Consider the following 23,665-nt stretch of genomic DNA (forward strand, 5'->3'; position numbering starts at 1 on the left):
TCGCCTACAGCCGCGGCTGGCTGGGCAAGCGGGGGCTGACCTGCAGGTGGATGTCGGCGGCGCCCGGCTGCTCGCGCTTGATCGCGCGCGGCGGCGTTGCCGGCGTGTCCTGCGTCGCCAGGTCCGCCTTGCAGCGCAGGCCCGCCGGCAGCGCGTTGTTGGCGTTCGGCAGCGACAGGCGCGCGCGGAAGGTGTTGCTGGCGCCTTCGATCACCTGGTCCACCACGGCGACGGTGACGATGCGTGGCAGCGCGCCGGGGAAATCCGGCGTGATCTTCATGGGCACGCCGGCGCGCACGGCGGGATACAGCGCCGCCGGCAGCACCACCTCGACCCGCAGCGGATCGACCACGGCGATGCGGAAGATCGGCTTTTCCTCCACGCGCTCGCCCACCGACATGTAGCGGTCGGCGACCACGCCGTTGCTCGGGCTGCGGATGGTGCGCAGGTTCAATTGCGCGCGCGCCAGTTCCTGCTCGCGGGCGTAGATGTCCCTCTGTTCGCGCGCCTGCATCAGGCGGTTCTCGGCAACCAGTGCTTCGGCGCGCGCCTGCTCCAGCGCCTGCGCGCTGATGAAGCTCTGCCCCGCGAGATCCAGCGCGCGTGCCAGTTTCTGGCGCCCCAGTTCGGCATTGGCCTCGGCCGCCTTGAGTTCGCCCAGCCCCTGCGCCCGGCCCTCGGCCACGTGCATGGACATCCGTTCGACGTCGTTGCGCAGCGTGGCCAGCGGCTGGCCGGCGCGCACCCGGTCGCCCCGCTCCACGTGCATCTGCTCGATCACGCCCACGACGGGGCTGCCAAGGTCCGAGACGCTGAAGGGCTCGATCAGGCATCCCAATGGCTGCAGCGAGGCCGCGTGTAAGGCAGGCGCAAGCACCAGGACAAGGGGCAGCAGCCCGGTACGAATCCAGTTCATCCCAACCCCCAACGGCTGAAATTCAGCTCGCGTTCTTCGTTCTCTGAGTAGCGCGCCAGTGTTACACGTTGTTTCGCCCGCGTCCACGCCTCCAGCGCCTGCGCCAAGCGCAGGCTGCCTGCAACCAACAGTCCCGGAAATGCGAGCTGACGCACCAGCGCCTGCCAGCCTGCGGGCAGCCAGCGTTGCAGCAGCGCGAAGTCCTGCGCCACCATCACCTGGCAGCTGCCTGGCTGGCCTTGGCGACCGGCGCGGCCCAGGAACTGGCGGTCAATGCGGGGCGAGGCATTCAGCTGGCACAGGATCACGTGCAGGCCCCCGGCGGCCAGCACCTGCGGATGCAGCGTGATGTGGGCGCCGCGGCCCGCCATGCTGGTCGCCACGGTCAGGCGCCCCGGCTGGCCGGCGGCCGCGATGATCTCGTTCTCCTCGCGGTCCTGCCGCGCGTTCAGCACCAGGGGCTCCAGTCCGCGGGCCCGCAGCACCGCGGCCAGCGCTTCGGATTGCTGCACGGTCTCGGTCCCGACCAGCACGGCGCGGCCTTGCTGCGCCAGCTGCGCGGCGTTCTCCGCCACGGCCCGCCACAGCGTGGCGCTGTCGGCGAACAGGCGCGCGGGCGCATGCTGCACGCGGCGCGGCGTGCGTGGCGGCACGCGCAGCGTCGCCAGTCCGTACACGGTGCGCAGTTCGCCCCCGGAGCCGCGCAAGGTGCCGCTGATGCCGGCCAGCCGCAGGTAGCGCACGAAAAAGCGCTGGAAGGTGATCTGCGTCACGGTGACGTTGCGCGCCGTGGTCGGCACGCCCTCCTTCAGCTCGACCAACTGATGCAAGCCGCGGCTCCAGGCGCGGCCGGGCGAAGTGCGGCCGGTGTTCTCGTCGACCAGTTGCACCTCGCCCTCGCGCACCACGTAGTCGCGATCGCGCTTGAGCACACGCAGGGCGTTGACTGCCAGCTCCAGCGTTGCCACGCGGTGCTGCGGATGCCCGAGCAGCGGATGCGGATCGGCCGGCCACGCCTGCAGCTGCGCCAGGCCCGCTTCGGTCAGTCGCACGGCGCTGGCGTGCAAGGTGTAGTCGCGTCCCTGCTGCAGGCCTTGCGCGAAGGCGAGTGCGCGCCGCAGGAAGGTCGTCTCTGCCAGCGGTGCCGCCGCCTGCGAGAGCACCAGCGGCACCCGTGCTTCGTCGATCAGGAGAGTGTCGGCCTCGTCGAGCAGGGCCATGCACAGGCCGCGCAGCACCGGCGCGGGCTGGGCCCGGGCGCCGCCCTCGCGCAGGCGCCGCTCCAGCGGCGAGAGGTCGGCCGGCTGCTGCAGGCCATCGCGCAGGTAGTCGAAGGCCAGCTCCTTGGCGGTGCAGTAAGCGACATCGCAGGCGTACGCCGCGCGCCGCTGTTCGATGTCCATCGACTGCGCGACGGCGCCGACGGTGAGCCCCAGGCGGGCATAGAACGCGCGCAGGTCCCCGGCGTCGCGCCCGGCCAGGTAGTCATTGGCCGTGACCACGTGGACGGGCGTGCCGGCGAGCGCCGCGGTCGCAGCGGCCAGTGCGATCGCGACCGTCTTGCCTTCCCCCGTGTCCATCTCCACCAGGCGTTGATCGAGCAGCGCGCGCGCCGCCATCAACTGCTGCCAATAGGCACGCACGCCCCGCGTCTGCTCCATCGCCGCGGCCCCGGCCTGCAGCGCCTGGCGCAGCCAGGCTTCGTCACGGCGGGCGGAGGGCACGGCCCGCAGCGCCTGCAGCGCGGCATCGACATCGAAGTGCGCCGACAGTTGCGCGTGCGACTCACGCGCGCTGGCCACCAGAGCGGCGCGGCCCAGTTGCACGCGGCGACGCTTGTCCTCGATGGGAACGGGCGCCTGCGGATAGGGACCCCAGACCAGGCCCGGAAAAGGCCAGGCCGCTGCGCTCACCGGAGTACCTCCACGCCAAGCATCGCGGTGTTCGCTCTTGCTGGGTGCGGCGGGCTCATGCCCGCCCGGTCGGATTGAACTGCTTCAAAAACAGCTGCTGCAGCTGCGCAAGCCACTGCCAGGCCAGGGGTTGCGGCGGCAGCTGCAGCTTGACCCAGGCGCGGCCGCCGATGCGGGCGGCGTGCAGCGCCGGCACTTCGGCATCGAGCAGGAACACGGGCACGCGCGTGCGCAGGCCCGAGGTATCGGCGGGGTCGACCGGAATGGGCCCGCCGAAGCGATCGCCCAGAGCCGGCGCGGGCAGCTCCATGCTGGCGCCAGGCGCCGCTTCCGCCAGCCGGCCCGTATAGCTGCGGGCGGGCTGATCGGCCAGCCGCACCTCGAGGCCACGCACGCGGCCGCGCGTGCGCAGCCAGTCGCCTTCGAGCAGCGCGATGCGCACGTGCGCCGCGCCGCCCGTCAACACGTGTCCCAGCATCGCGCCGCGCTTGACGTAGCTGCCAGGCAGGTCCTGCGGGCGCGTCCACACGACTTCGCCCGCAAGCTGCGCCTTGACCTCGAGCTGGCCCAGTTGCTCCTCGACGCGCGCCAGTTCGGCGGCATTGCGATCCAGGTCTTCGGCCAGTTCCTGCGCGCGCACCGGATGCGTCAGCAGAGCGGCGTACTGCTGCGACAGCAGGCCGCTGCGCTCGGAGGCGATGCGCTCCTGCGAAGCCACCAGCACCGGGTCTTGCAGCAGCAGCAGCGACTGGCCGGCCTGGGCCGGCGCGCCCTGCGGCAGCGCGAGGCGATCGACAAAGCCCGCGGCACCGGCGCGCAACTGCGCCTGCTCCGGCGGCCAGACGATGCCGCGCGCCACCACCTGCTGCGGCGCCGGCACCACCAGCAGGAGCACGATCGTTGCGGCCACAACGAAGCCGGCCGCACGCAGCGAGCGCCGGCGCGCCAGCGGATCGCCGCCCGCGGCCTCGCCGCTCGCCCAGCGCCACAGCTGGCGCGCCAGCCAGCCGGCCAGCAGGAGCGCGGCCAGCCATCCGAGCAGCCACGATTGGCTGCCGATCCAGAACACCATGGCCAGCAACAGCACCACGCGGTAGATCGCCGCGGCGGGCGCATAAAGGGCCAACCACTTCGCTTCGCCCTGTGCCAGGATGGGCGGCGGACCGCCTTGCGGAGCCCCGATGCGGGAGCGCCACCAGCGCGCCCACCAGGCCTGGCTGCGCTGCGCGAGGTTCGGCAGTTGCAGCGCATCGGACAGCGCGTAGTAGCCGTCGAAGCGCATCAGCGGATTGGCGTTGAACACCACCGTGGAGAGCGAGCAGATCAGCGTTATGACCAGGGCGATGTCTCGCACCAGGCCCGGACTCACCGTCAGCCACACGGCCAGCGCAAGGCAGGCCAGCGCCACCTCCACCAGGATGCCGGCGGCGCTGACCACCAGCCGCTGGCGCGCCTGCGGAAAAGCGTTGGCGGCGCTTGCATCGACATAGGGCGCGGGCGTCAGCAGCATCAGCGAGACGCCGCATTCGTGCACCTGCCCGCCATGGCGGCGCACGGCCAGGCCGTGCCCGAGTTCATGCAGCAGCTTCAGCAGCGGGTAGCACAACCAGGCGATCAGAAAGCTCGATGGCGCGGCGAACAGGCGACTGGCATCGGCCTGCAGCTCGCCGAAGTGCGTGCCGGCGGCGAGCAGCGCGAGCAACACCGCCACGGTCCACGCCACCAGGGTGCCGCGCCGGAACAGCGCTGATCCCAGTGGCGCGAGACGATCGAGCAGCCCTGTCGGGTCGGCCAGCGGCAGGCGCATCATCAGCGGATTCATCATGCCGCGCCGGCGCTGCTGGCCCTCCTGCTCGCGCCGCGCGAACAGCATCGACAGGTGCGGCGCCGCGTCGAAACGCACCATGCCGCCGCCAAACAACTGCGCGAGCAGGCGCAGCACTTCGTCTTGCGTGGCGGCGTCCTCGCGCTGCTGCAGCAGCTGGCGCTGCCAGATCTGCTCCACCGAGGCCTCGCCGTCGAAGCGCGCCACCAGCGCATAGGCCGCGGGATTCAGGCGCAGCTGCCGGCCCGATGCGGGCTCCACCAGCACGTGCCAGACTTGCTCGCGCACCGGCTGGCGCACCAGGCGCAGCCCCGGCACCAGGCTGGGACGCAAGCCGGCCACGCGATGCCACGAGCCGCTGACCAGCGGCTCGCTCACCACGGCGTGATCTTCCACCAGGCCAGGCGCAGCCAGTCGAGGCCGCGATGCGCCAGCAGCCAGCCCAGCGGCCGCCACCCGGCCTGCACCTTGGCCACACCGGAGAGGCCGGGCCGCAATTGCGGCAGGCCCTGCTCCAGCGACGCCTCGACCTCGAAGAAATTGCGGCCGTCGCCGGTGGCGGCGACCGGCACGATGCGGCGGGTGACGAAGGCCAGCGTGCGATCGGGCTGCGCCGCGAGGGCAAGCTCGCCGTGCTGGCCCGCGCGGATCGCGGCGATGTCGGTCTCGTCGACTTCCAGGATCAGGCGGAAGCTGTCGTTGGGCGCCAGCACCATCAGCACCTCGCCGCGCTGCACCGGCGCGCCCAGGTTCTGGCTGGCGTCGCCCTTGATCACGATGCCGTCGAAGGGCGCCTCGATCCGCGCGCGTTCCAGCTGCGCCTCCACCAGCGAAAGCATGGCCTGCGCCTCGGCCGCCTTGGCCTGCAGCGTGACCATCTGCGCGCGATCGGCATGGGCCTGGGCGGCGCGGTAGGCGTTCTCCTGCTGGCGCAGTTCGGACTCGCGGCGGCGGCGCTCCAGTTCCAGGTCCTGCGACGCCAGTTCGGCGAGGATCTGGCCGGCCTTCACGCGGTCGCCCGGGCGCACGTTCGCCTGCTGCAGGAAACCATCGGTGGCCGCGACCACCGCGCGCTGCACCGAACCTTCGAGCCGCGCCGGCGCACTGACCCGCCAGGGCACGGGCACGGCGAGCGCCAGCAGCACCGCGAGCACGGCAGCAGCGACGGCCAGCGCGCGGCGCGAGGGCGTGGCCAGGCGCAAGCGAATCGCCTGCACGAGCCGCCGGCGCCAGGGCTGCGCCAGCTGGCGCTTCAATTCGAAGACGGGACCGGCCAGCCGCGAGAGGTCAGCGAGCAGCGCCAGCTCGCCGGCAGAGAAGGCGGGGGCGGCGCGCTCCAGCGTGAGGGCGCCGACGACTTGCGTTCCGTCCACGAGCGGCACCGAACAGGCAGCCCCCGAAGCGGCCAGCTGGCGTTGCGCGAGGGTGATGCAGTCCTGCTCGTGGGCTGCCGGCCAGGCGATGGTGCGGTGCTGGTCCAGCGCCTCCTGCATCGCATCGAGCAGGCCGGTCGCGGCCGGCTGGCCGGACTCGAGCTCGGTCGGATGGGAGCTGCCGGCCAGGCGCAGTGCGCCCTCTTCCAGCACGCCGACCGAGGCCCGCGCGCAATGCAGAAGTTCGCACAACTCCGCCGCGAAAGCGGCCGCGGCCTCGCCGAGACGCGCCCGCGCCAACGCCGCGGCCAGGGGTCGCAACAGCAAGGCGGGCGTGGTGGGCTCCGGCCGGTTGAACGCCGGGAGAGCGGGGGGGCTGGAAAGGTCCATCGGTTACAGATGAGCACAATTGTCGCTGTCGCCGCTCCCGCAAGCGAGGACAAATTACCGGCCCGTCGCCTCGTGGCGACGCCCTGCCGCCACGCGGTCGCTTACCGGGCGCCGTTGGCGACGGCCGTGAAGGCCTGCACGACCTCGGGCGGCGCCTGCACCAGTTCGATCAGCACGCCCTCGCCGCCGACGGGAAATTCCTCGCTGGCTTTCGGATGCACGAAGCAGATGTCGAAGCCGGCACCGCCGCGGCGGATGCCGCCCGGGGCGAAGCGCACGCCCTGCCCGGTGAGCCACTGCACGGCGGCGGGCAGGTCGTCGATCCAGAGGCCGACGTGGTTCAAGGGCGTCGCATGGACGGCGGGCTTCTGGTCGGGATCGAGCGGCTGCATCAGGTCCACTTCGACCTTCAGCGGGCCCTGGCCGAGCGCGCAGATGTCCTCGTCGACGTTCTCGCGCTCGCTCTTGAAGGTGCCGGTCACCTCGAGACCGAACAGGTCGACCCACAGTTTGCGCAGGCGCAGCTTGTCGGTGCTGCCGATGGCGATCTGCTGGATGCCCAGAATCTTGAATGGCCTCATGATTCGATCTCCTTCCTCACGATCTCATTCGTCCCATGTCATTGCGGGCTTGACCCGCAATCCACTGCGGCGCATGTGCGGGCGCTGCATGGATCCCGGGTCGAGCCCGGGGCGACATCCTTCTCAGCCGCGGCGGCCTCCGCCGAATCCCTCACTCGAACTCGATGATCGGCTGGTCCACCGCCAGCGACTCGCCCTTGCCGGCCAGCACCTTGCCCACCACGCCGTCGGCGGCAGCGAACAGCACGTTCTCCATCTTCATGGCTTCGATCACGGCCAGGCGCTCGCCCGCCTGCACCTTCTGCCCGGGCTGCACGGCAACTTCGACCAGCAGGCCGGGCATGGGCGACAGCAGGAAGCGGCTCATGTCCGGCGGGGCCTTGAAGGGCATCAGCGCATGCAGTTCCGCCGTGCGCGGCGTCAGCACCAGGGCATCCAGGCGGGTGCCGTCGTGCGCGATGCGCAGCGCCAGCGGATTGCCGCCCGCGCCGCGCTCCACCTGCGCGGTGAACGCCTTGCCGTCGACCGTGCCACGGATGCGCGCCGCGCCCAGGTGCCAGTTGCTGGCGATCGTGTACTTCCGTCCGTGGGTCTCCACCACGCTCGCGCCGGCAGCGTCCTCGCCCTCATGCACCTTGGCGGCCTGCTGCCGGTGCCGGCCCGCGGGGTCGAGCTTGACCACGACAAAGTCCTCGCCCACCTTGAACTCGTGCCCGCGCAACTGGCCGCTGATGCCGGCCGAACGTTGCAGCGCCCGGCGATTGGCCCAGGCGGCCAGCGCCACCAGGAAGTCCGGATCGTCGTGCGGCACGTCCTCGGCACGGAAGCCGCCGGCATAGTGCTCGGCGATGAAGCCGGTATTGAAGTTGCCCGCCGCGAAGTCCGGGTGCGCCAGCAGCGCCGCCTGGAACGGGATGTTGCTGGAGACGCCACGGATCACGAAGCCGTTGAGCGCTTCGCGCATCTTGGCAATGGCATCGCGCCGATCGGTGCCGTGCACGATCAGCTTGGCGATCATCGAGTCGTAGTACATGGGGATCTCGCCGCCGTCGTCGACGCCCGTGTCCACCCGCACGCCCTGCAGGTGTTCGGTGTCGCCGGCCCACATGCTGGGCTGCGGCGGCTGGAAGCGAACCAGCCGACCGGTCGACGGCAGGAAATTGCGGAACGGGTCTTCCGCATTGATGCGGCACTCGATGGCCCAGCCACGCCGCTGCACGTCGGCCTGCCGCAAGGGCAGCGGCTCGCCGGCGGCGACGCGGATCATCAGCTCCACCAGGTCCAGGCCGGTGATGCACTCGGTCACCGGGTGCTCCACCTGCAGACGCGTGTTCATCTCCAGGAAGTAGAACGACTGGTCCTTGCCGACCACGAATTCGACGGTGCCGGCGCTCTGGTACTGCACCGCCTGCGCGAGCGCCACGGCCTGCTCGCCCATCGCCTTGCGGGTGGCATCGCTGATGAAGGGCGACGGCGCCTCCTCGATCACCTTCTGGTGGCGCCGCTGGATGGAGCATTCGCGCTCGTTCAGGTAGATCACGTTGCCGTGGGCGTCGCCCAGCACCTGGATCTCGATGTGGCGCGGCTCCTCGACGAACTTCTCGATGAACACGCGGTCGTCGCCGAAGCTGTTGCGCGCCTCGTTGCGGCAGGAGGTGAAGCCCTCGAAGGCCTCCTTGTCGTTGCCGGCCACGCGCAGGCCCTTGCCGCCGCCGCCGGCACTGGCCTTGATCATTACCGGGTAACCGATCTCGCGAGCGATGCCCACCGCCTGTTCCGCGGTGGCGATGGCCTCGTTGTAGCCGGGGATGGTGTTGACCCGGGCCTCTTTGGCCAGCTTCTTCGATGCGATCTTGTCGCCCATCGCCGCGATGGAATGGTGCCTGGGCCCGATGAAGACCAGGCCCTCTTCCTCCACCCGGCGCGCGAACGCCTCGTTCTCGGAGAGGAAGCCGTAGCCGGGGTGGATGGCTTGCGCGCCCGTCTGCTTGCAGGCGGCGATGATCTTGTCGACGGCGAGGTAGCTCTCGCGGGAGGGCGGCGCGCCGATGTGCACCGCTTCGTCGGCGAGCGCCACGTGGCGCGCGTCGCGGTCCGCATCCGAATACACGGCCACGGTCTTGATGCCCATCTTGCGCGCCGTCGCGATCACCCTGCAGGCAATTTCACCTCGATTGGCGATCAGGATCTTGTCGAACATGCTCACTTTCCCGACGAGGCTGCTGCCGAGGCCGGCCTGGCCGCAGTGAGCACGGTGAAGGAGGACATGTTCCCCACGAAACGGTCCGACGCCTGGAGCGCGGCATCCTTGCACTCGGGTGCGGCCAGCGGGCCGCAGGGGAACACCTGGGAGAACTCCAGCAGCGCGCGCTCGCCGGAAACCAGGTAGCGGGTCACGCCCACCGACTGCAGTTTGGCGCCTTCCACCGTGTGCGTCAGGTAGGGGAAGTTGGCGTCGACCATGCGATTGGGGACGATGCGTTCCAGCCCCTCGCCGGCTCCCGTCTTGATGCGATGGAACTCGATGCCGCGCGCCTCCATCTGCTTGCGCTGCTCGGGGCTGCGCGGCTCCCAGGAGCGCAGCACCGTTTCGCGGTCGGTCGGGCGCCCGTTGCCAAGCCGGGTGACGACCACCGCGGAGACCGGCCCCAGGCGTTCGACGCTGGTGCCCTCGGCACCCGGGACAAACATGACATGCGAGGTCTCGACCTCGCCGTTGGCCCGCATGAGCACCACGGCCTCGCGCACCGACACGACCTTTTCGTCGCGCACCTGCGGCAGCTTCATCGTCACACCCGACACCGCCGAGTGGTACCTGCCCTGCTCCCAGTCATACGCCCGGGGCGGCAAGGGCTTGAAGCTGTGGATGGGCTCGCCGGAGGCCTGGCCGGGCGCGCGCGTCACCGCCTCCTGCAGGACGGCACCGAGGGTCGGCTCGGCGGCAGCCTTGGCGGCGGGGGCAGTCGCCGCGGCGGGCGCGGTGGGCGCCGCCGCGACAGTGGCAGCGATCAGCGACAGGGCCAGGCCGGCGAAGAGATGGTGCATGGGGGTCCTCACAGGGGAATGTTGCCGTGCTTGCGCCACGGATTCTCCAGCTTCTTGTCGCGCAGCATCACCAGCGAGCGGCAGATGCGCTTGCGCGTCTCGTGCGGCAGGATGACGTCGTCGATGAAGCCGCGGGCCCCGGCGACGAAGGGATTGGCGAAGCGCGCCTTGTATTCGGACTCGCGCGCGGCCAGCTTCGCGGGGTCGCCCTTGTCTTCCCGGAAGATGATCTCCACCGCACCCTTGGCGCCCATCACCGCGATCTCGGCGTTCGGCCAGGCGAAGTTGACGTCACCGCGCAGGTGCTTGGAACTCATCACGTCATAGGCGCCGCCATAGGCCTTGCGCGTGATCACGGTCACCTTGGGCACCGTGCATTCGGCGTACGCATACAGCAGCTTGGCGCCATGCTTGATGATGCCGCCGTACTCCTGCGCCGTACCGGGCATGAAGCCGGGCACGTCGACGAAGGTGACCACCGGGATGTTGAAGGCGTCGCAAAAGCGCACGAAGCGCGCTGCCTTGATCGCGCTCTTGATGTCGAGGCAGCCCGCCAGCACCAGCGGGTTGTTGGCGACGATCCCCACCGTCTGGCCTTCCATGCGCGCGAAGCCGATGACGATGTTCTTCGCGTAATCGGGCTGCAGCTCGAAGAAGTCACCGTCGTCCACCGTCTTGGCGATCAGCTCCTTCATGTCGTAGGGCTTGTTGGCGTTGTCGGGAATCAGCGTGTCGAGCGAGAAGTCCATGCGGTCGGCCGGATCGTTGCTCGGTCGCACCGGCGGCTTCTCGCGGTTGTTCAGCGGCAGGTAGTTGTACAGGCGTCGCAGCATGATCAGCGCCTCGACGTCGTTGGCGAATGCGAGGTCGGCGACACCGCTGCGCGTCGTGTGGGTGCCGGCGCCACCGAGCTCCTCGGCGCTCACCTCTTCGTGGGTCACCGTCTTCACCACCTCGGGGCCGGTCACGAACATGTAGGAGCTGTCCCTGACCATGAAGATGAAGTCGGTCATGGCCGGCGAATACACGGCGCCGCCGGCGCACGGGCCCATGATCATCGAGATCTGCGGCACCACGCCCGAAGCCATCACGTTGCGCTGGAACACATCGGCGTAGCCACCGAGCGATGCCACGCCTTCCTGGATGCGGGCACCGCCCGAATCGTTCAGGCCGATCACCGGCGCGCCGACCTTCATCGCCTGGTCCATCACCTTGCAGATCTTCTCGGCATGCGCTTCCGAGAGCGCACCGCCGAAGACGGTGAAGTCCTGGCTGAAGACGAACACCAGCCGGCCGTTGATCATGCCGTAGCCGGTGACCACGCCGTCGCCCGGCACCTTGTTGTTCTCCATGCCGAAGTCCGTGCAGCGATGCTCCACGAACATGTCCCATTCCTCGAAGGTGCCCTCGTCCAGCAGCAGCTCGAGGCGCTCGCGCGCGGTGAGCTTGCCCTTCTTGTGCTGGGCCGCGATGCGCCGCTCGCCACCGCCGAGGCGGGCGGCGTCGCGCTTTTGTTCCAGTTGGTCCAGGATGTCGTGCACTTGTTCTGCTCCTCGTTGGTCATCGCGCGCGTGGCCCGCGATGACTTTGGTGTTTGGATGTCATCCCGGGCTCGACCCGGGATCCATGTCTTCGGATGTCTTCGTGGATCCCGGCTCAAGGCCGGGATGACAAGGGGCGGAGGCCGCAGTGGATCCCGGCTCAAGCCCGGGATGACATGCCGACACCGACAGCAGTTGCCGCGCCGCCGTCGACGCCGCCACCCTGCCCTGCTCCACCTCCCGCGTCAGTTGCGGCAGCAACGATCGCACGCCGGGGTGCTCGCGGAAGGCCTGGCGCAAGCCGGACTCGATGCGCTCCCACATCCAGGCCAGCGCCTGGTGGCGACGCCGCGCTGCCAGCCGGCCGCTGGCCTGCTGCAGTTCGCGAAACCGCGTGACGGCCTGCCAGAAGGCCGCCACGCCGTCGCCCGTCAACGCGCTCAGGGCAAGCACCTGCGGATGCCACAGGCTCTCGTCGTGATGCGCATGATCGGGCCGGCCGTGCTGGCCGAGGATGCGTAGCGCGCTGGTAATCTGCGCCTCGGCCCGCATGGCCGCATCGCGGTCGATGTCCACCTTGTTGATCGCCACCAGGTCGGCCAGCTCCATCACGCCTTTCTTGATCGCCTGCAGGTCGTCGCCGGCATTGGGCAGTTGCAGCAGCACGAACATGTCGGTCATCCCCGCGACCGCAATCTCACTCTGGCCCACGCCCACGGTTTCGACGATCACGATGTCGTAGCCGGCCGCCTCGCACACCAGCATGGCCTCGCGCGTGCGGGCCGCGACGCCTCCGAGCGTGCCGCTGGCCGGGCTCGGGCGGATGTAGGCCTGCGGGTGCACCGACAGGTGTTCCATGCGCGTCTTGTCGCCGAGGATGGAGCCGCCCGACAGGGAAGAAGACGGATCGATCGCCAGCACGGCGACGCGATGCCCTTGCGCGATCAGCTTCAGCCCCAGCGCCTCGATGAAGGTGCTCTTGCCGACCCCGGGCACCCCGGAGATGCCGAGCCGAAAGGAGTTGCCGGTGTGGGGCAGCAGCGCGGTCAGGAGATCGTCGGCGCGCGTGCGGTGGTCGGGCCGCGTCGATTCAAGAAGCGTGATGGCCTTGGCGACGGCGCGGCGTTGCGCAGCACCATCGGGTCCCAGGATCGCCTCTGAAAGCTTCACCGCCGCGCGCCCCCACCCCAGCCCTCCCCCGCAGCGGGAGGGAGCAAATCCATTGGGGTCAGGTTCGGATTTTGCCGCCGCTTGCCCTCACCCCAACCCGCTCCCAGAGGGAGAGGGAGAAAAGCGGGAGACATCATTCGCGTGCCATCGCTTGCCGGATCTGCTCCAGCACGTCTTTTGCGCTGGCAGGGATCGGCGTGCCGGGCCCGTAGATGCCCTTCACGCCGGCGTTGTACAGGAACTCGTAGTCCTGCTGCGGAATGACGCCACCCACGAACACGATGATGTCGTCCGCTCCCTGCTTCTCCAGCTCCGCGATGATCGCCGGCACCAGCGTCTTGTGACCCGCCGCCAGCGTGCTGATGCCCACCGCGTGCACGTCGTTCTCGATCGCCTGCCGCGCGCATTCCTCGGGGGTCTGGAACAGCGGTCCCATGTCGACATCGAAGCCGAGATCGGCATACGCCGTGGCCACCACCTTGGCGCCACGGTCGTGGCCGTCCTGCCCCAGCTTGGCGACCATCACGCGCGGCCGGCGGCCGTGCTCCTCGGCGAAGGCCGCGATTTCCTTCTTCAGGTTGTCCCAGCCCTCGGCCGAGTCGTAGGCGGCTGCATACACACCGGTCACCTTCTGCGTGTCGGCGCGATGGCGCCCGTAAATCTTTTCCAGCGCCTCGCTCACCTCGCCCACCGTCGCGCGCAGGCGGCTGGCCTGGATCGCCAGCTCCAGCAGGTTGCCCTTGCCGGTGCGCGCCGCCGTCGTCAGCGCCTCCAGCGCGGCGTGCACTGCCGCGCCGTCGCGCGTCGCGCGGATCTGCTGCAGCCGCACGATCTGCTGCTCGCGCACGCGGACGTTGTCCACCTCCAGGATGTCCAGTGGGTCGTCCTTGCCCGCCTTGTACTTGTTGACGCCGACGATCACATCGCGGCCGGAGTCGATGCGCGCCTGCTTCTGCGCCGCCGCCGCCTCGATCTTCAGCTTGGCCCAGCCCGAGTCCACCGCGCGCGTCATGCCGCCCAGGGCCTCGACCTCCTCGATGATCTTCCAGGCCGCATCGGCCATGTCCTGCGTCAGCTTCTCCATCATGTAGCTGCCGGCCCAGGGGTCGATCACGTTCGGGATGTGCGTCTCTTCCTGCAGGATCAGCTGCGTGTTGCGGGCGACCCGCGCACTGAACTCCGTGGGCAGCGCGATCGCCTCGTCGAAGCTGTTGGTGTGCAGCGACTGCGTGCCGCCGAACACCGCCGCCATCGCCTCGATCGTCGTGCGCACGATGTTGTTGTAGGGGTCCTGCTCGGTCAGCGACCAGCCCGAGGTCTGGCAATGCGTGCGCAGCATCAGGCTCTTGGGATTGCTGGCGCCGAAGCCCTGCATGATGCGGCACCACAGCAGCCGCGCCGCGCGCATCTTGGCGATCTCGAGATAGAAGTTCATCCCGATGGCCCAGAAGAAGGACAGCCGCGGCGCGAACGCGTCCACGTCCAGTCCCTTGGCCAGCGCGGTCTTCACGTACTCCTTGCCGTCGGCCAGCGTGAAGGCCAGCTCCAGCGCCTGGTTGGCCCCCGCCTCCTGCATGTGATAGCCGGAGATCGAGATCGAGTTGAACTTCGGCATGTTCTGCGCCGTGTACTCGATGATGTCGCCCACGATCCGCATCGAAGGCTCGGGCGGATAGATGTAGGTGTTGCGGACCATGAACTCCTTGAGGATGTCGTTCTGGATCGTCCCGGAGAGCTGGTCCTGCTTCACCCCTTGTTCTTCCGCCGCGACCACGTAGCCGGCCAGCACCGGCAGCACGGCGCCGTTCATGGTCATGGACACCGAGACCTGGTCGAGGGGGATGCCGTCGAACAGGATCTTCATGTCCTCCACGGAATCGATGGCCACGCCGGCCTTGCCGACATCGCCGACCACGCGCGGGTGGTCGCTGTCGTAGCCGCGATGGGTCGCCAGGTCGAAGGCGACGCTCACGCCCTGCCCGCCCCCGGCCAGGCCCTTGCGGTAGAACGCGTTGGATTCCTCCGCCGTGGAGAAGCCCGCGTACTGGCGGATCGTCCAGGGCCGCGCCGCGTACATCGTGGCCTGCGGCCCGCGCAGGAAGGGCGCGAATCCCGGCAAGGTGTCGGCGTACGGCAGCCCCTGCAGGTCGGCGGCGGTGTAGAGCGGCTTGACGGCGATGCCGTCCGGCGTGACCCAGTTCAAGGCGTTCAGGTCGCCGCCGGGCGCCGAGCGGGCGGCGGCTTTCTTCCATTCCTCGAGCGAGGGAGGCTTGAATTCGGGCGCGTTCGAGCTCATGGCAAATCCTGTGGGGGCCACGGGTGTGCCCGCGGTCGAGGGATCTTACCGCCGCGCCCGGGGGCAAATCTCAGCGGACCAGCCGCTCCAGGTCCGCCTGCGGCAGGCGGTGTTCCTCGTAGTGTTCGCGGGCGCGCTGCAGCTTGGTGAACACGTCCTCGTAGGCGCTGATGCGGCCGTCCTCGAAGTAGACGTAGCCGGCGCTGACGTGGAACCAGGTGATCATCTCCGGCACGTCGTCGGGGACCACGAGCGTGTGCGTCTCGCCCGGGGCCTCCATCACGAAGGAGCCCTCGGTTGCCACCCAGTCGTGCTCCAGGTAGAACCAGCGGCCCTTCATCACGTGCGCATGCACGGCGCCGAAATGGCGGTGGCAGGACAGCACGCCCGACTTGCGCACGCGCAGCAGGTTGACGTAGTAGCCCTGCGTCACCCCGAAGGTGAGCGGCAGGAAGGCGACGTTCTCGGCCTGCTGCACCCAGCGCTCCTCGGGCACGTCGCCCACGTCCTGCAGGAAGATCTCCGGCCGGGCGCCGGGCGGCACCGGATCGGGCGCGGGCCGGATGGCGCGCGGATTGGCGAAGTTGCGGGTGAGGTTGCGAGCGGGGTTCATGCCGCAAGCGTACCCGCGTGCCAGCGGCTGCGGGCGCTAAGATTCCGGAACGTCGTTCCATGATTCAGAACACAGGAGACAAGACCTTGCGTTGCAGCCAACTCTGCGCCGGCCTGTTCGCGGGCGCCCTGGCGCTGGCCGCGGCCATGCCCGCCGCCGCCCAGGACTATCCCAGGGGCACCGTGAAGATCATCGTGCCCTTCCCGCCGGGCGGCCCGACCGACACGGTGGGCCGGCTGATCGGCATGAAGCTGCAGGAGATGTGGGGGCAACCGGTCATCATTGACTACAAGCCGGGCGCCGGCACGGTGATCGGCGCCGACTACGTGGCCAAGTCCGCGCCCGACGGCCTGACCATCGGCATGGTGAACTCCTCGCTGGCGGTCAACCCGACGCTGCGCAAGAAGCTGCCCTACGACACGCTCAAGGACCTCACCGGCGTCACCCAGCTGTTCAACATGCAGCTGGCCATCGTCGCCCGGCCCGATGCGCCCTTCAACAACGTGAAGGAACTGATCGCCTATGCCAAGGCGCACCCGGGCCAGCTCAATTACGGCACGCCAGGCGCCGGCAGCACCACCCACCTGGGCGCGGAGCTTCTCAAGCGCGAGGCCGGCTTCGACATGCAGCACATCGCCATGAAGGGCAGCGCCCCGGCCCACACGGAGCTGATGGGTGGCCGCCTCGACCTGGTGGTCGATCCGCTGCTGTCGGTGCTGCCCTTCGTGCAGGCCGGCAAGATGAAGCTGATCGCCACCATGGGCGACAAGCGCGTGCCGGGCGTCAACGCCCCCACCGTGGCCGAAGTCCTTCCCGGCTTCAACGTCGGCGCCTTGCTCGGCTTCGTCGTGCCCGCGGGCACGCCCCCGGCCGTGATCCACAAGCTCCAGGCCGACACCGCCAAGGTGCTGGCCATGCCCGAACTGAAGAAGCGCGCGGAGGAATACGGCATGGAGATCGTGGCCAGCAAGCCCGAGCAGTTCAATGCCTTCCTCGCCAGCGAAGTGCGCAAGTGGGCCCGCGTGGTCACCGACGCGCACATCGAAGCCGATTGATCCCCAAGGACGCACAGCCACCATGAGCCTGCATTTGAAACCCCTGCATTCCGTGTTCGTCGCCGAGGCGAGCGGCATCGACCTCACCCAGCCGCTGGCGGACCGGGACGTGCGCGCGATCAACGCCGCCATGAACGAACACGCCGTGCTCGTGTGGCGCGGCCAACCGATGACGGCGCAGCAGCAGATCGGCTTCGCCAAGTCGTTCGGCCCGCTGGACATCGGCTTGAAGCGCGTGTTCAAGCGCCCCGAGCGGCTGGAAGACGAACGCCTGATCGACATCTCCAACGTCGACGCCCAGGGCAACGTGGCCAGGCGCGACTCGCCCAGGAACCTGTCGAACTTCGCCAACCAGCTGTGGCATTCCGACAGCTCCTTCATGGATCCGCGCGCGGCCTATTCGATGCTCCATTGCGTGATCAAGCCAAGCTGGGGCGGCAACACCGAGTTCGCCGACCTGCGCGCGGCCTACGACACGCTCGACGAGCGCAGCAAGGCGCAGATCCAGGACCTGAAGGCGGAGCACTTCGCGCTGCACACGCGCATCCTGCTGGGCGACGACGCGTACACCGACGATCAGAAGAAGGAGATCCCGCCGGCCGTCTGGCCGCTGGTGCAGACGCATGCGGGGTCCGGCCGCAAGCTGCTGTTCGTCGGCGTGCACGCGCGCCAGATCCTCGGCTGGCCGACGGCGGAGAGCCGCATGTTCCTGCAGGATCTGCTGGAGCACGCGACCCAGCGGGAGCGCGTCTACGCGCACCAGTGGCAGGTGGGCGACCTGGTGATGTGGGACAACCGCAGCACCGTGCACCGCGGCCGCCGCTACGACGTGAGCGAACGGCGCGAGCTGCGCCGCACCACCGTCAACGACACGCCGCAGGCCATGCTGCTGGCGGCCTGATCCGCCCCGTCAACTTGCGACCGGCCGCGCCACCGGCTCGGCCCGCGCGAGCAGGTCGACCAGCGCCGCGCAGCGCTCGAGCAGTTCGCCAGGCTGTTCGCTGGCGGCCGCCTGTTCCAGTGCACGGCTGGCGCGGCTGGCCTCCTTGAAGCCGTACATGGCCAGGCTGCCGGCCAGCTTGTGCGCCGTGGCGCGAATGGTCTCGCGATCGCCCTGCGCCGCGGCCGCCGAGAGCTCCTCGGCGAGCTCCCGCCGCGACGACAGGAATGCCGGCATCAGCGGCATCAAGCCGGGCTCGATCCACACGCGGCGGTCACCCGGCGACCCGGCAAGCGCGGCCGGCGTTGCGGCCTGCACCGGGTCCTGCCCGCGCAACACGGCAAACACCTCCTCGCGGCTGGCGGGCTTGGCGAGGTACAGGTCGAATCCCGCCCCCAGGCATTGCCGGCGCGTGGCGTCGTCGTCGTGCGCCGAGAAGGCGGCGATCAGGCTGGGCGACTCGCCGTGTTCGCGTTGCCAGCCGCGGATCTCGTGCGCCGCCTCGATGCCGCCCATGACGGGCATCTCGATGTCCAGGAAGATCACGTCCGGCCGCTGCTCGCGCACCAGTTGCAGCGCCGCGCGCCCGTTCACGGCCGTGCGCACCACGAGCGGCGGGCTTGGCAGCAGGCTTTTCAGCACCACGATGTTGTATTCGTCGTCGTCCACCAGCAGCACGGACAGCTCCGGCAAGGCTTGCTGCTGCGCCGGCCCGATGTCGGGCACCCTGCCGGGCGCGACCTGCACCGGCGGCGCCGCATGCCACAGCGGCAGCCGCAAGGCGAGCGTCGTGCCCTCGGGCCCCGAGGTCATGCGCAGCGACCCGCGCTGCACCCGCGCCATCAGGCGCGCCGAATACGCGCCCAGGCCGGTGCCGCCCCGCTTGCCGTGGGTGGCGTATTTCTCGAAGAAGCGCTCGCGCACGGACTCGGGCATCTCGCCCGCGTTGGCTATGTCCAGGGCCACCGCATCGCCGTTGTCGTCGCTCACGCGCCGCAGCGTGACGCGCACGTCGGCATCGTCGGGCGACGCCTCGAGCGCGTTCTTCAGGAGGTTGGCGATGGTGGAATAGCAAAGCAGATCCTCGCCCTGCGCGTACACCGGCTCGGGCGGCAGGTCCGCCACCATGCGCACGTTCTTGGAACGCGCGTGCGCCTGCAGCTCGCGCACCACCGTGTTCACGTGCGCGGCCAGATCCACGGCCTGCGCGCGCAGGCGATAGCTGCCCTCCTCCATGCGGAACAGGTCGAGCGACAGGTTCACCATGCTCAGGACGCGCAGCGCGGCACGTTCGACCGTGCCCAGGAGTTCGTCCTCCACCGGATCGGGCGGATGGCGCTCGCGCAGCAGCCGCGGCACCGAGGCGATGCTGGCCAGCGGCGTCTTCAGGTCGTGGCGGGCGATGCGCTCCACTTCCTCGCGCATGCGGAAGGCTTCGCGCAGGGCCTTGTTCTGGTCTTCCAGCTGGCGCACCAGCGCGTCGAGGTGTTCGCGCTGCTCCGCCTCCTTGGCCTGCTGCGTGTCGGCAATGTGCGAGAAGATGTTGGTGAAGACCACCAGCAGCACCATCGTCACGCCGACGCGCGCGGCCATGGGCGCGCCCAGGTGCATCCAGGCCAGCGGGATCGCCAGCATCACCAGGCTGAGGTTCAGGATGTTGGCCGTGCGCCGCGGCAGCATGAAGTGGAACAGCAGCAGGCCGGGGTAGACCCACAGGATCCCGATCAGCCCGTTGTTGTACATCGCGGTGCCCAGCCCGATGGCGGAGGCCACGAAGATCGCGCCCGCCGGCACCACGGGCAAGCGCCCCAGGCCGATGGCAACCGTGTTGGCCAGCAGGCACACCAGGAAGGCGCAGGTGGCGACGCCGAGGATCAGCCGGCCCTGGAAGAAGTTGTTGACGGCAAACGGGCCGAGCAGCAAGGTGCCGGCGACCGAGAGCCCGAGGAAGATCTTCTGGCGGTGGGCTTCGATGAAGCCGGGAGCCAGGGCACGTGCAGCTTGCTCCTCGGGACCGGCGGGCGGCCCGGGGAATTGCGGTTCCTCGTACAAGGCCACTTTCGGCTTACTCCTCCGTATGGCGCGCCGATTATGGAGGCGGCAGGCGCGCCCGCCTAGCGCTGAACAGTGGAGAACCGCACAGTGTTGCAAATCGCCCCAAGGATGCATTGCGGTCAAGCCGCAATGCATCCGGGTTCAGAACGCCGCGATGCCCGTCTGCGCGCGCCCGAGAATCAGCGCGTGAATGTCGTGCGTGCCCTCGTAGGTATTCACGACCTCCAGGTTCACCAGGTGGCGCGCCACGCCGAATTCGTCGCTGATGCCGTTGCCGCCCATCATGTCGCGCGCGACGCGGGCGATGTCCAGGGCCTTGCCGCAGGAGTTGCGCTTCATGATCGAGGTGATCTCCACCGAGGCGGTGCCCTCGTCCTTCATGCGGCCCAGGCGCAGGCAGCCTTGCAGGCCCAGCGTGATCTCGGTCTGCATGTCGGCCAGCTTCTTCTGCACCAACTGGTTGGCCGCCAGCGGCTTGCCGAACTGCTTGCGATCCAGCACGTACTGGCGGGCGCGGAACCAGCAGTCCTCCGCCGCACCGAGCGCGCCCCAGGCGATGCCGTAACGCGCCGAATTGAGGCAGGTGAACGGACCCTTCAGGCCACGCACTTCGGGGAAGGCGTTTTCCTCAGGGCAGAACACGTCCTGCATCACGACCTCGCCCGTGATCGACGAACGCAGGCCCACCTTGCCATGGATGGCCGGCGCGGACAGCCCCTTGAAGCCCTTTTCCAGCACGAAGCCGCGGATGGAGCCCTCGTCGTCCTTCGCCCAGACCACGAACACGTCGGCGATCGGCGAGTTGGTGATCCACATCTTGCTGCCGGTCAGCTTGTAGCCGCCGTCCACCTTGCGGGCGCGCGTGATCATGCTGGCCGGGTCGGAGCCGTGATCGGGCTCGGTCAGGCCGAAGCAGCCGATCCACTCGCCGGTGGCGAGCTTGGGCAGGTACTTCTGCTTGGTCGCTTCATTGCCGAACTCGAAGATCGGCACCATCACCAGCGAGGACTGCACGGACATCATCGAGCGATAGCCCGAGTCGATGCGCTCCACCTCGCGGGCCACCAGGCCGTAGCAGATGTAGTTGAGGCTGGCCCCGCCGTACTGCTCGGGAATCGTCGGGCCCAGCAGGCCCAGGGCGCCCATCTCGCGGAAGATGGACGCGTCGGTCTGCTCGTGACGGAAGGCCTGCAGCACGCGCGGGGCCAGCCTCTCCTGGCAGTAGTTGTGGGCGGCGTCGCGCACGGCGCGCTCGTCGTCGCTGATCTGCGCGTCCAGCAGCAGCGGGTCGGCCCAGTTGAAAACGGCTTTGGCTCTGGCCATGAAGGAACTCCGGTCGCGGCGAGGAAGGGGACTCAGGACGGCAGCAGCGCCGTCGCTTCGGTCATGCGAACGATATTGTCGCCGCTCGCGCCGGCGCCTTCAGAACGGGCGCGACATCCGGGCAAAGCTGGGGTGCGGCTGCGCCGCAACCCAGCCTAGGAAAGTGCGTCGGCGACGGCGAATCCCTCGCGGGCCCTGCGCATCACCTCACGCGGCGTCTCGCCCTTCACGCGGTGGTCGCTCCAGACCTGGCGCCAGCGGCGCGCCCCCGGCACGCCGTTGTAGAGGCCCATCATGTGCCGTGCGATCGAATGCCAGCCCGTGCCGCGCCGGGCCTGCTCGCGCTCCATGTACGCGACCATCTTTTCCTCGACGTCGCCGCGCGTGAGCGGCTCGGCCTCCTCGCCGTAGAACTGCGTGTCCCAGCGCGCCAGCCACCAGGGATGGTGGTAGGCCTCGCGGCCGATCATCACTCCGTCGACGACGCGCAATTGCTCCTGCACCACCTCGTCCTGCGTGATGCCGCCGTTGAGGACGATCACCAACTGCGGAAAATCCCGCTTGAGCCGGTCCACCAGTTCGTAGCGCAGCGGCGGCACCTCGCGGTTCTCCTTGGGCGACAGGCCCTTGAGCCAGGCATTGCGGGCGTGGACGATGAACACGCCGCAGCCTGCCTCGGCGACCGTGCCGACGAAGTCGCGCACGAAGGCGTAACTCTCCACCTTGTCGATGCCGATGCGGTGCTTCACGGTCACCGGCAGGTCGACCGCATCGGCCATGGCCTTGACGCAGTCCGCCACCAGCGCCGGCTCGGCCATCAGGCAGGCGCCAAAGGAGCCGCGCTGCACCCGCTCGCTGGGACAGCCGCAGTTGAGATTGACCTCGTCGTAGCCCCACTGCTGCGCGAGTTGCGCGCACCGCGCCAGGTCGGCCGGCTCGCTGCCTCCCAGCTGCAGCGCGAGCGGGTGCTCCGTCTCGTCAAAATCCAGGTGGCGCGGAACATCGCCGTGCAGCAGCGCGCCCGTGGTCACCATCTCGGTATAGAGCCGCGCTCGCCGGCTCAGCAGGCGGTGGAAATAGCGACAGTGCCTATCGGTCCAGTCCATCATCGGCGCCACGCTCAGGCGCCATCCGTCTTTCTCTTGCATCACGCCGGCAAATGTACGCGCAGCCGACGCGGCACCGCGCCACCCGGGCATTGCGCGGCTGCGCCCATCGCGGCCAAAGGGTCTTCGCCTATCGCTGCCGCGGGCGCATGCCTATGCTGGGGTACCGGATTGCCAAGGAGTTGCAGATGAAGACCTTCAGTCTCGCTGCCGGCATGACCAACATGCGCGGCGTCTTCTATCCCACGGGCCACATGGTGCTGATGTTCCCGACCGAGCGGGACGCACGCTACGCCTGCGAACTGCTGCGCAAGGACGGTGTCCCGGACGACGACCTCTGCCTGTGCGGCCCCGCGGAGTTCGAGCGCCAGATCACGGGCGCGACCGACGAGGACGACGACGTGCTGCTGCCCTCGGTGGGAACCGAGTCCGACACCGCGCGGCGCTTTCGCCAACTGGCGCACCAGGGGCACCACGCCCTGATGGTGCATGCCTCGGCGGGCACGACCTCCGAACACGTCCTCGAGTTGCTGCGCGATTCGCGCATCTCGTACGGGCAGCGCTATCGGCCGCTGGTGATCGAGGATCTGGTGGACGGCAGCGCCCACTGAAGCACGCCCAAGGCTGAAAGGATGTCATCCCGGGCTTGACCCGGGAACCATGCTGCGCCGGAACATGCGCCGTGGTGGATTGCGGGTCAAGCCCGCAATGACATCCCTCGATTCCGGGTCAAGCCGCAATGCATCCCCGATTGCGGGACAGGCCCGCGACGCCATCCGAAACCTCACCCCATGTGCAAACCGCCATTGACCGAGAAGTCCGCCCCGGTCGTGTAGCCGCTCTCCTCGCCCGCGAGCCAGGCGATGATCGATGCGATCTCGCTCGGTTCGCCCAGGCGCTTGACAGGGATGGTGGCCACGATCTTGTCCAGCACGTCCGTGCGGATCGACCGGACCATGTCGGTGCCGATGTAGCCCGGGCTCACGGTGTTGACCGTCACGCCCTTGTTGGCCAGTTCCTGCGCCAGCGCCATCGAGAAGCCGTGCATGCCGGCCTTGGCGGCGGAGTAGTTGGTCTGGCCCGCCTGGCCCTTCTCGCCGTTGACCGACGAGATGTTGACGATGCGGCCCCAGCCCTTTTCCACCATGTCGCCGACGACCTGCTTGGTCACGTTGAACATCGAATTCAGGTTGGTCTCGATCACCGCGTCCCAGTCCTCGCGCGTCATCTTCAGGAACATGCGGTCGCGCGTGATGCCGGCGTTGTTCACCAGCACGTCGATGCTGCCGTGCTCCGCTTTCGCCTTGCTGAAGGCGGCGACGGTGGAATCCCAGTCGCCGACATTGCCGACCGAGGCGTGGAAGGTGTAGCCCTCTTCCTTCTGGTGTGCGAGCCACTTGCCGAAGTCGCGGGTCGGGCCGCAGCCGGCGATGACCCGGAAGCCTTCCTTGTGCAGCCGCTGGCAGATCGCCGTGCCGATGCCACCCATGCCGCCGGTCACGTACGCCACTTTCTGAGCCATG

At 69.1% G+C, this 23,665-nt stretch carries 18 protein-coding genes; 3 read left to right on the top strand and 15 right to left on the bottom strand.

The annotated features are described in order from the left end of the window. Positions 1-4: 4 nt before the first annotated feature. The 11 genes from JWP60_RS16510 to JWP60_RS16560 form a co-directional block, all read right to left on the bottom strand. Positions 5-916 (bottom strand): efflux RND transporter periplasmic adaptor subunit, encoded by a 912-nt coding sequence (locus tag JWP60_RS16510; RefSeq protein WP_299793640.1) that lies wholly within the window; start codon positions 914-916, stop codon positions 5-7. Further along, on the bottom strand, positions 913-2,829 hold the full coding sequence (locus JWP60_RS16515; protein ID WP_299793643.1) for a hypothetical protein: 1,917 nt from the start codon (positions 2,827-2,829) through the stop codon (positions 913-915). The genes JWP60_RS16510 and JWP60_RS16515 overlap by 4 nt, the downstream gene beginning before the upstream one ends. Before the next feature lie 55 nt (positions 2,830-2,884). Beyond that, entirely contained in the window at positions 2,885-5,050 is a 2,166-nt protein-coding gene (locus JWP60_RS16520; protein WP_299793646.1) for a PqqD family peptide modification chaperone, read from the bottom strand. Then, entirely contained in the window at positions 5,029-6,417 is a 1,389-nt protein-coding gene (locus JWP60_RS16525; RefSeq protein ID WP_299793649.1) for an HlyD family efflux transporter periplasmic adaptor subunit, read from the bottom strand. The genes JWP60_RS16520 and JWP60_RS16525 overlap by 22 nt, the downstream gene beginning before the upstream one ends. A 101-nt stretch (positions 6,418-6,518) precedes the next feature. Further along, a complete protein-coding gene (locus tag JWP60_RS16530; protein ID WP_299793652.1) occupies positions 6,519-6,998 on the bottom strand; it encodes a VOC family protein in 480 nt (159 codons plus the stop codon). Positions 6,999-7,149: 151 nt separating this feature from the next. Further along, the gene (locus tag JWP60_RS16535; protein ID WP_299793654.1) at positions 7,150-9,198 is read right to left on the bottom strand and encodes an acetyl/propionyl/methylcrotonyl-CoA carboxylase subunit alpha; all 2,049 of its coding nucleotides are present in this window, start codon (positions 9,196-9,198) and stop codon (positions 7,150-7,152) included. 2 nt (positions 9,199-9,200) lie between these two features. Beyond that, on the bottom strand, positions 9,201-10,043 hold the full coding sequence (locus JWP60_RS16540) for a hypothetical protein (RefSeq protein WP_299793657.1): 843 nt from the start codon (positions 10,041-10,043) through the stop codon (positions 9,201-9,203). Positions 10,044-10,051: 8 nt separating this feature from the next. Beyond that, on the bottom strand, positions 10,052-11,584 hold the full coding sequence (locus JWP60_RS16545; RefSeq protein WP_299793660.1) for an acyl-CoA carboxylase subunit beta: 1,533 nt from the start codon (positions 11,582-11,584) through the stop codon (positions 10,052-10,054). Between the two features lie 60 nt (positions 11,585-11,644). Continuing rightward, positions 11,645-12,754: a methylmalonyl Co-A mutase-associated GTPase MeaB gene (gene meaB, locus JWP60_RS16550; RefSeq protein ID WP_299793663.1), complete on the bottom strand. Its 1,110-nt coding sequence runs from the start codon at positions 12,752-12,754 to the stop codon at positions 11,645-11,647. A gap of 133 nt (positions 12,755-12,887) precedes the next feature. After that, the gene (gene scpA, locus JWP60_RS16555; protein WP_299793665.1) at positions 12,888-15,050 is read right to left on the bottom strand and encodes a methylmalonyl-CoA mutase; all 2,163 of its coding nucleotides are present in this window, start codon (positions 15,048-15,050) and stop codon (positions 12,888-12,890) included. 70 nt (positions 15,051-15,120) lie between these two features. Beyond that, a complete protein-coding gene (locus tag JWP60_RS16560; protein WP_299793668.1) occupies positions 15,121-15,663 on the bottom strand; it encodes a 2,4'-dihydroxyacetophenone dioxygenase family protein in 543 nt (180 codons plus the stop codon). Between the two features lie 86 nt (positions 15,664-15,749). Between JWP60_RS16560 and JWP60_RS16565 the strand changes: the two genes are divergently transcribed. Both JWP60_RS16565 and JWP60_RS16570 read left to right on the top strand, forming a co-directional pair. Then, positions 15,750-16,718, top strand: coding sequence for a tripartite tricarboxylate transporter substrate binding protein (locus tag JWP60_RS16565; protein ID WP_299793671.1), 969 nt, complete (start codon positions 15,750-15,752; stop codon positions 16,716-16,718). A gap of 22 nt (positions 16,719-16,740) precedes the next feature. Continuing rightward, positions 16,741-17,619 carry a TauD/TfdA family dioxygenase gene (locus JWP60_RS16570; protein ID WP_299793674.1) on the top strand — a complete coding sequence of 293 codons (879 nt, stop codon included), beginning with the start codon at positions 16,741-16,743 and terminating at the stop codon, positions 17,617-17,619. A gap of 9 nt (positions 17,620-17,628) precedes the next feature. Here JWP60_RS16570 and JWP60_RS16575 read toward each other — a convergent pair whose 3' ends face one another. The 3 genes from JWP60_RS16575 to dusA form a co-directional block, all read right to left on the bottom strand. Then, positions 17,629-19,716 (bottom strand): response regulator, encoded by a 2,088-nt coding sequence (locus JWP60_RS16575; RefSeq protein ID WP_299793677.1) that lies wholly within the window; start codon positions 19,714-19,716, stop codon positions 17,629-17,631. A 138-nt stretch (positions 19,717-19,854) separates the two neighbouring features. Beyond that, positions 19,855-21,036, bottom strand: a complete 1,182-nt coding sequence (locus JWP60_RS16580) for an acyl-CoA dehydrogenase (protein ID WP_299793680.1) — start codon at positions 21,034-21,036, stop codon at positions 19,855-19,857. A 155-nt stretch (positions 21,037-21,191) separates the two neighbouring features. After that, complete coding sequence (dusA, locus tag JWP60_RS16585) at positions 21,192-22,184, bottom strand: tRNA dihydrouridine(20/20a) synthase DusA (RefSeq protein WP_299793683.1); 993 nt, start codon at positions 22,182-22,184, stop codon at positions 21,192-21,194. A gap of 146 nt (positions 22,185-22,330) precedes the next feature. On the opposite strand from dusA, the gene JWP60_RS16590 reads away from it, so the two are divergent. Beyond that, positions 22,331-22,753, top strand: coding sequence for an RNA-binding protein (locus JWP60_RS16590; protein ID WP_299793686.1), 423 nt, complete (start codon positions 22,331-22,333; stop codon positions 22,751-22,753). A gap of 173 nt (positions 22,754-22,926) precedes the next feature. Here the strand turns inward: JWP60_RS16590 and phbB are convergent, their stop codons facing one another. Further along, on the bottom strand, positions 22,927-23,664 hold the full coding sequence (gene phbB / locus JWP60_RS16595; RefSeq protein ID WP_299793689.1) for an acetoacetyl-CoA reductase: 738 nt from the start codon (positions 23,662-23,664) through the stop codon (positions 22,927-22,929). Position 23,665: the final 1 nt, after the last annotated feature.

It is taken from the genome of Ramlibacter sp. (genome assembly GCF_028291745.1).
GTDB lineage: Bacteria > Pseudomonadota > Gammaproteobacteria > Burkholderiales > Burkholderiaceae_C > Ramlibacter.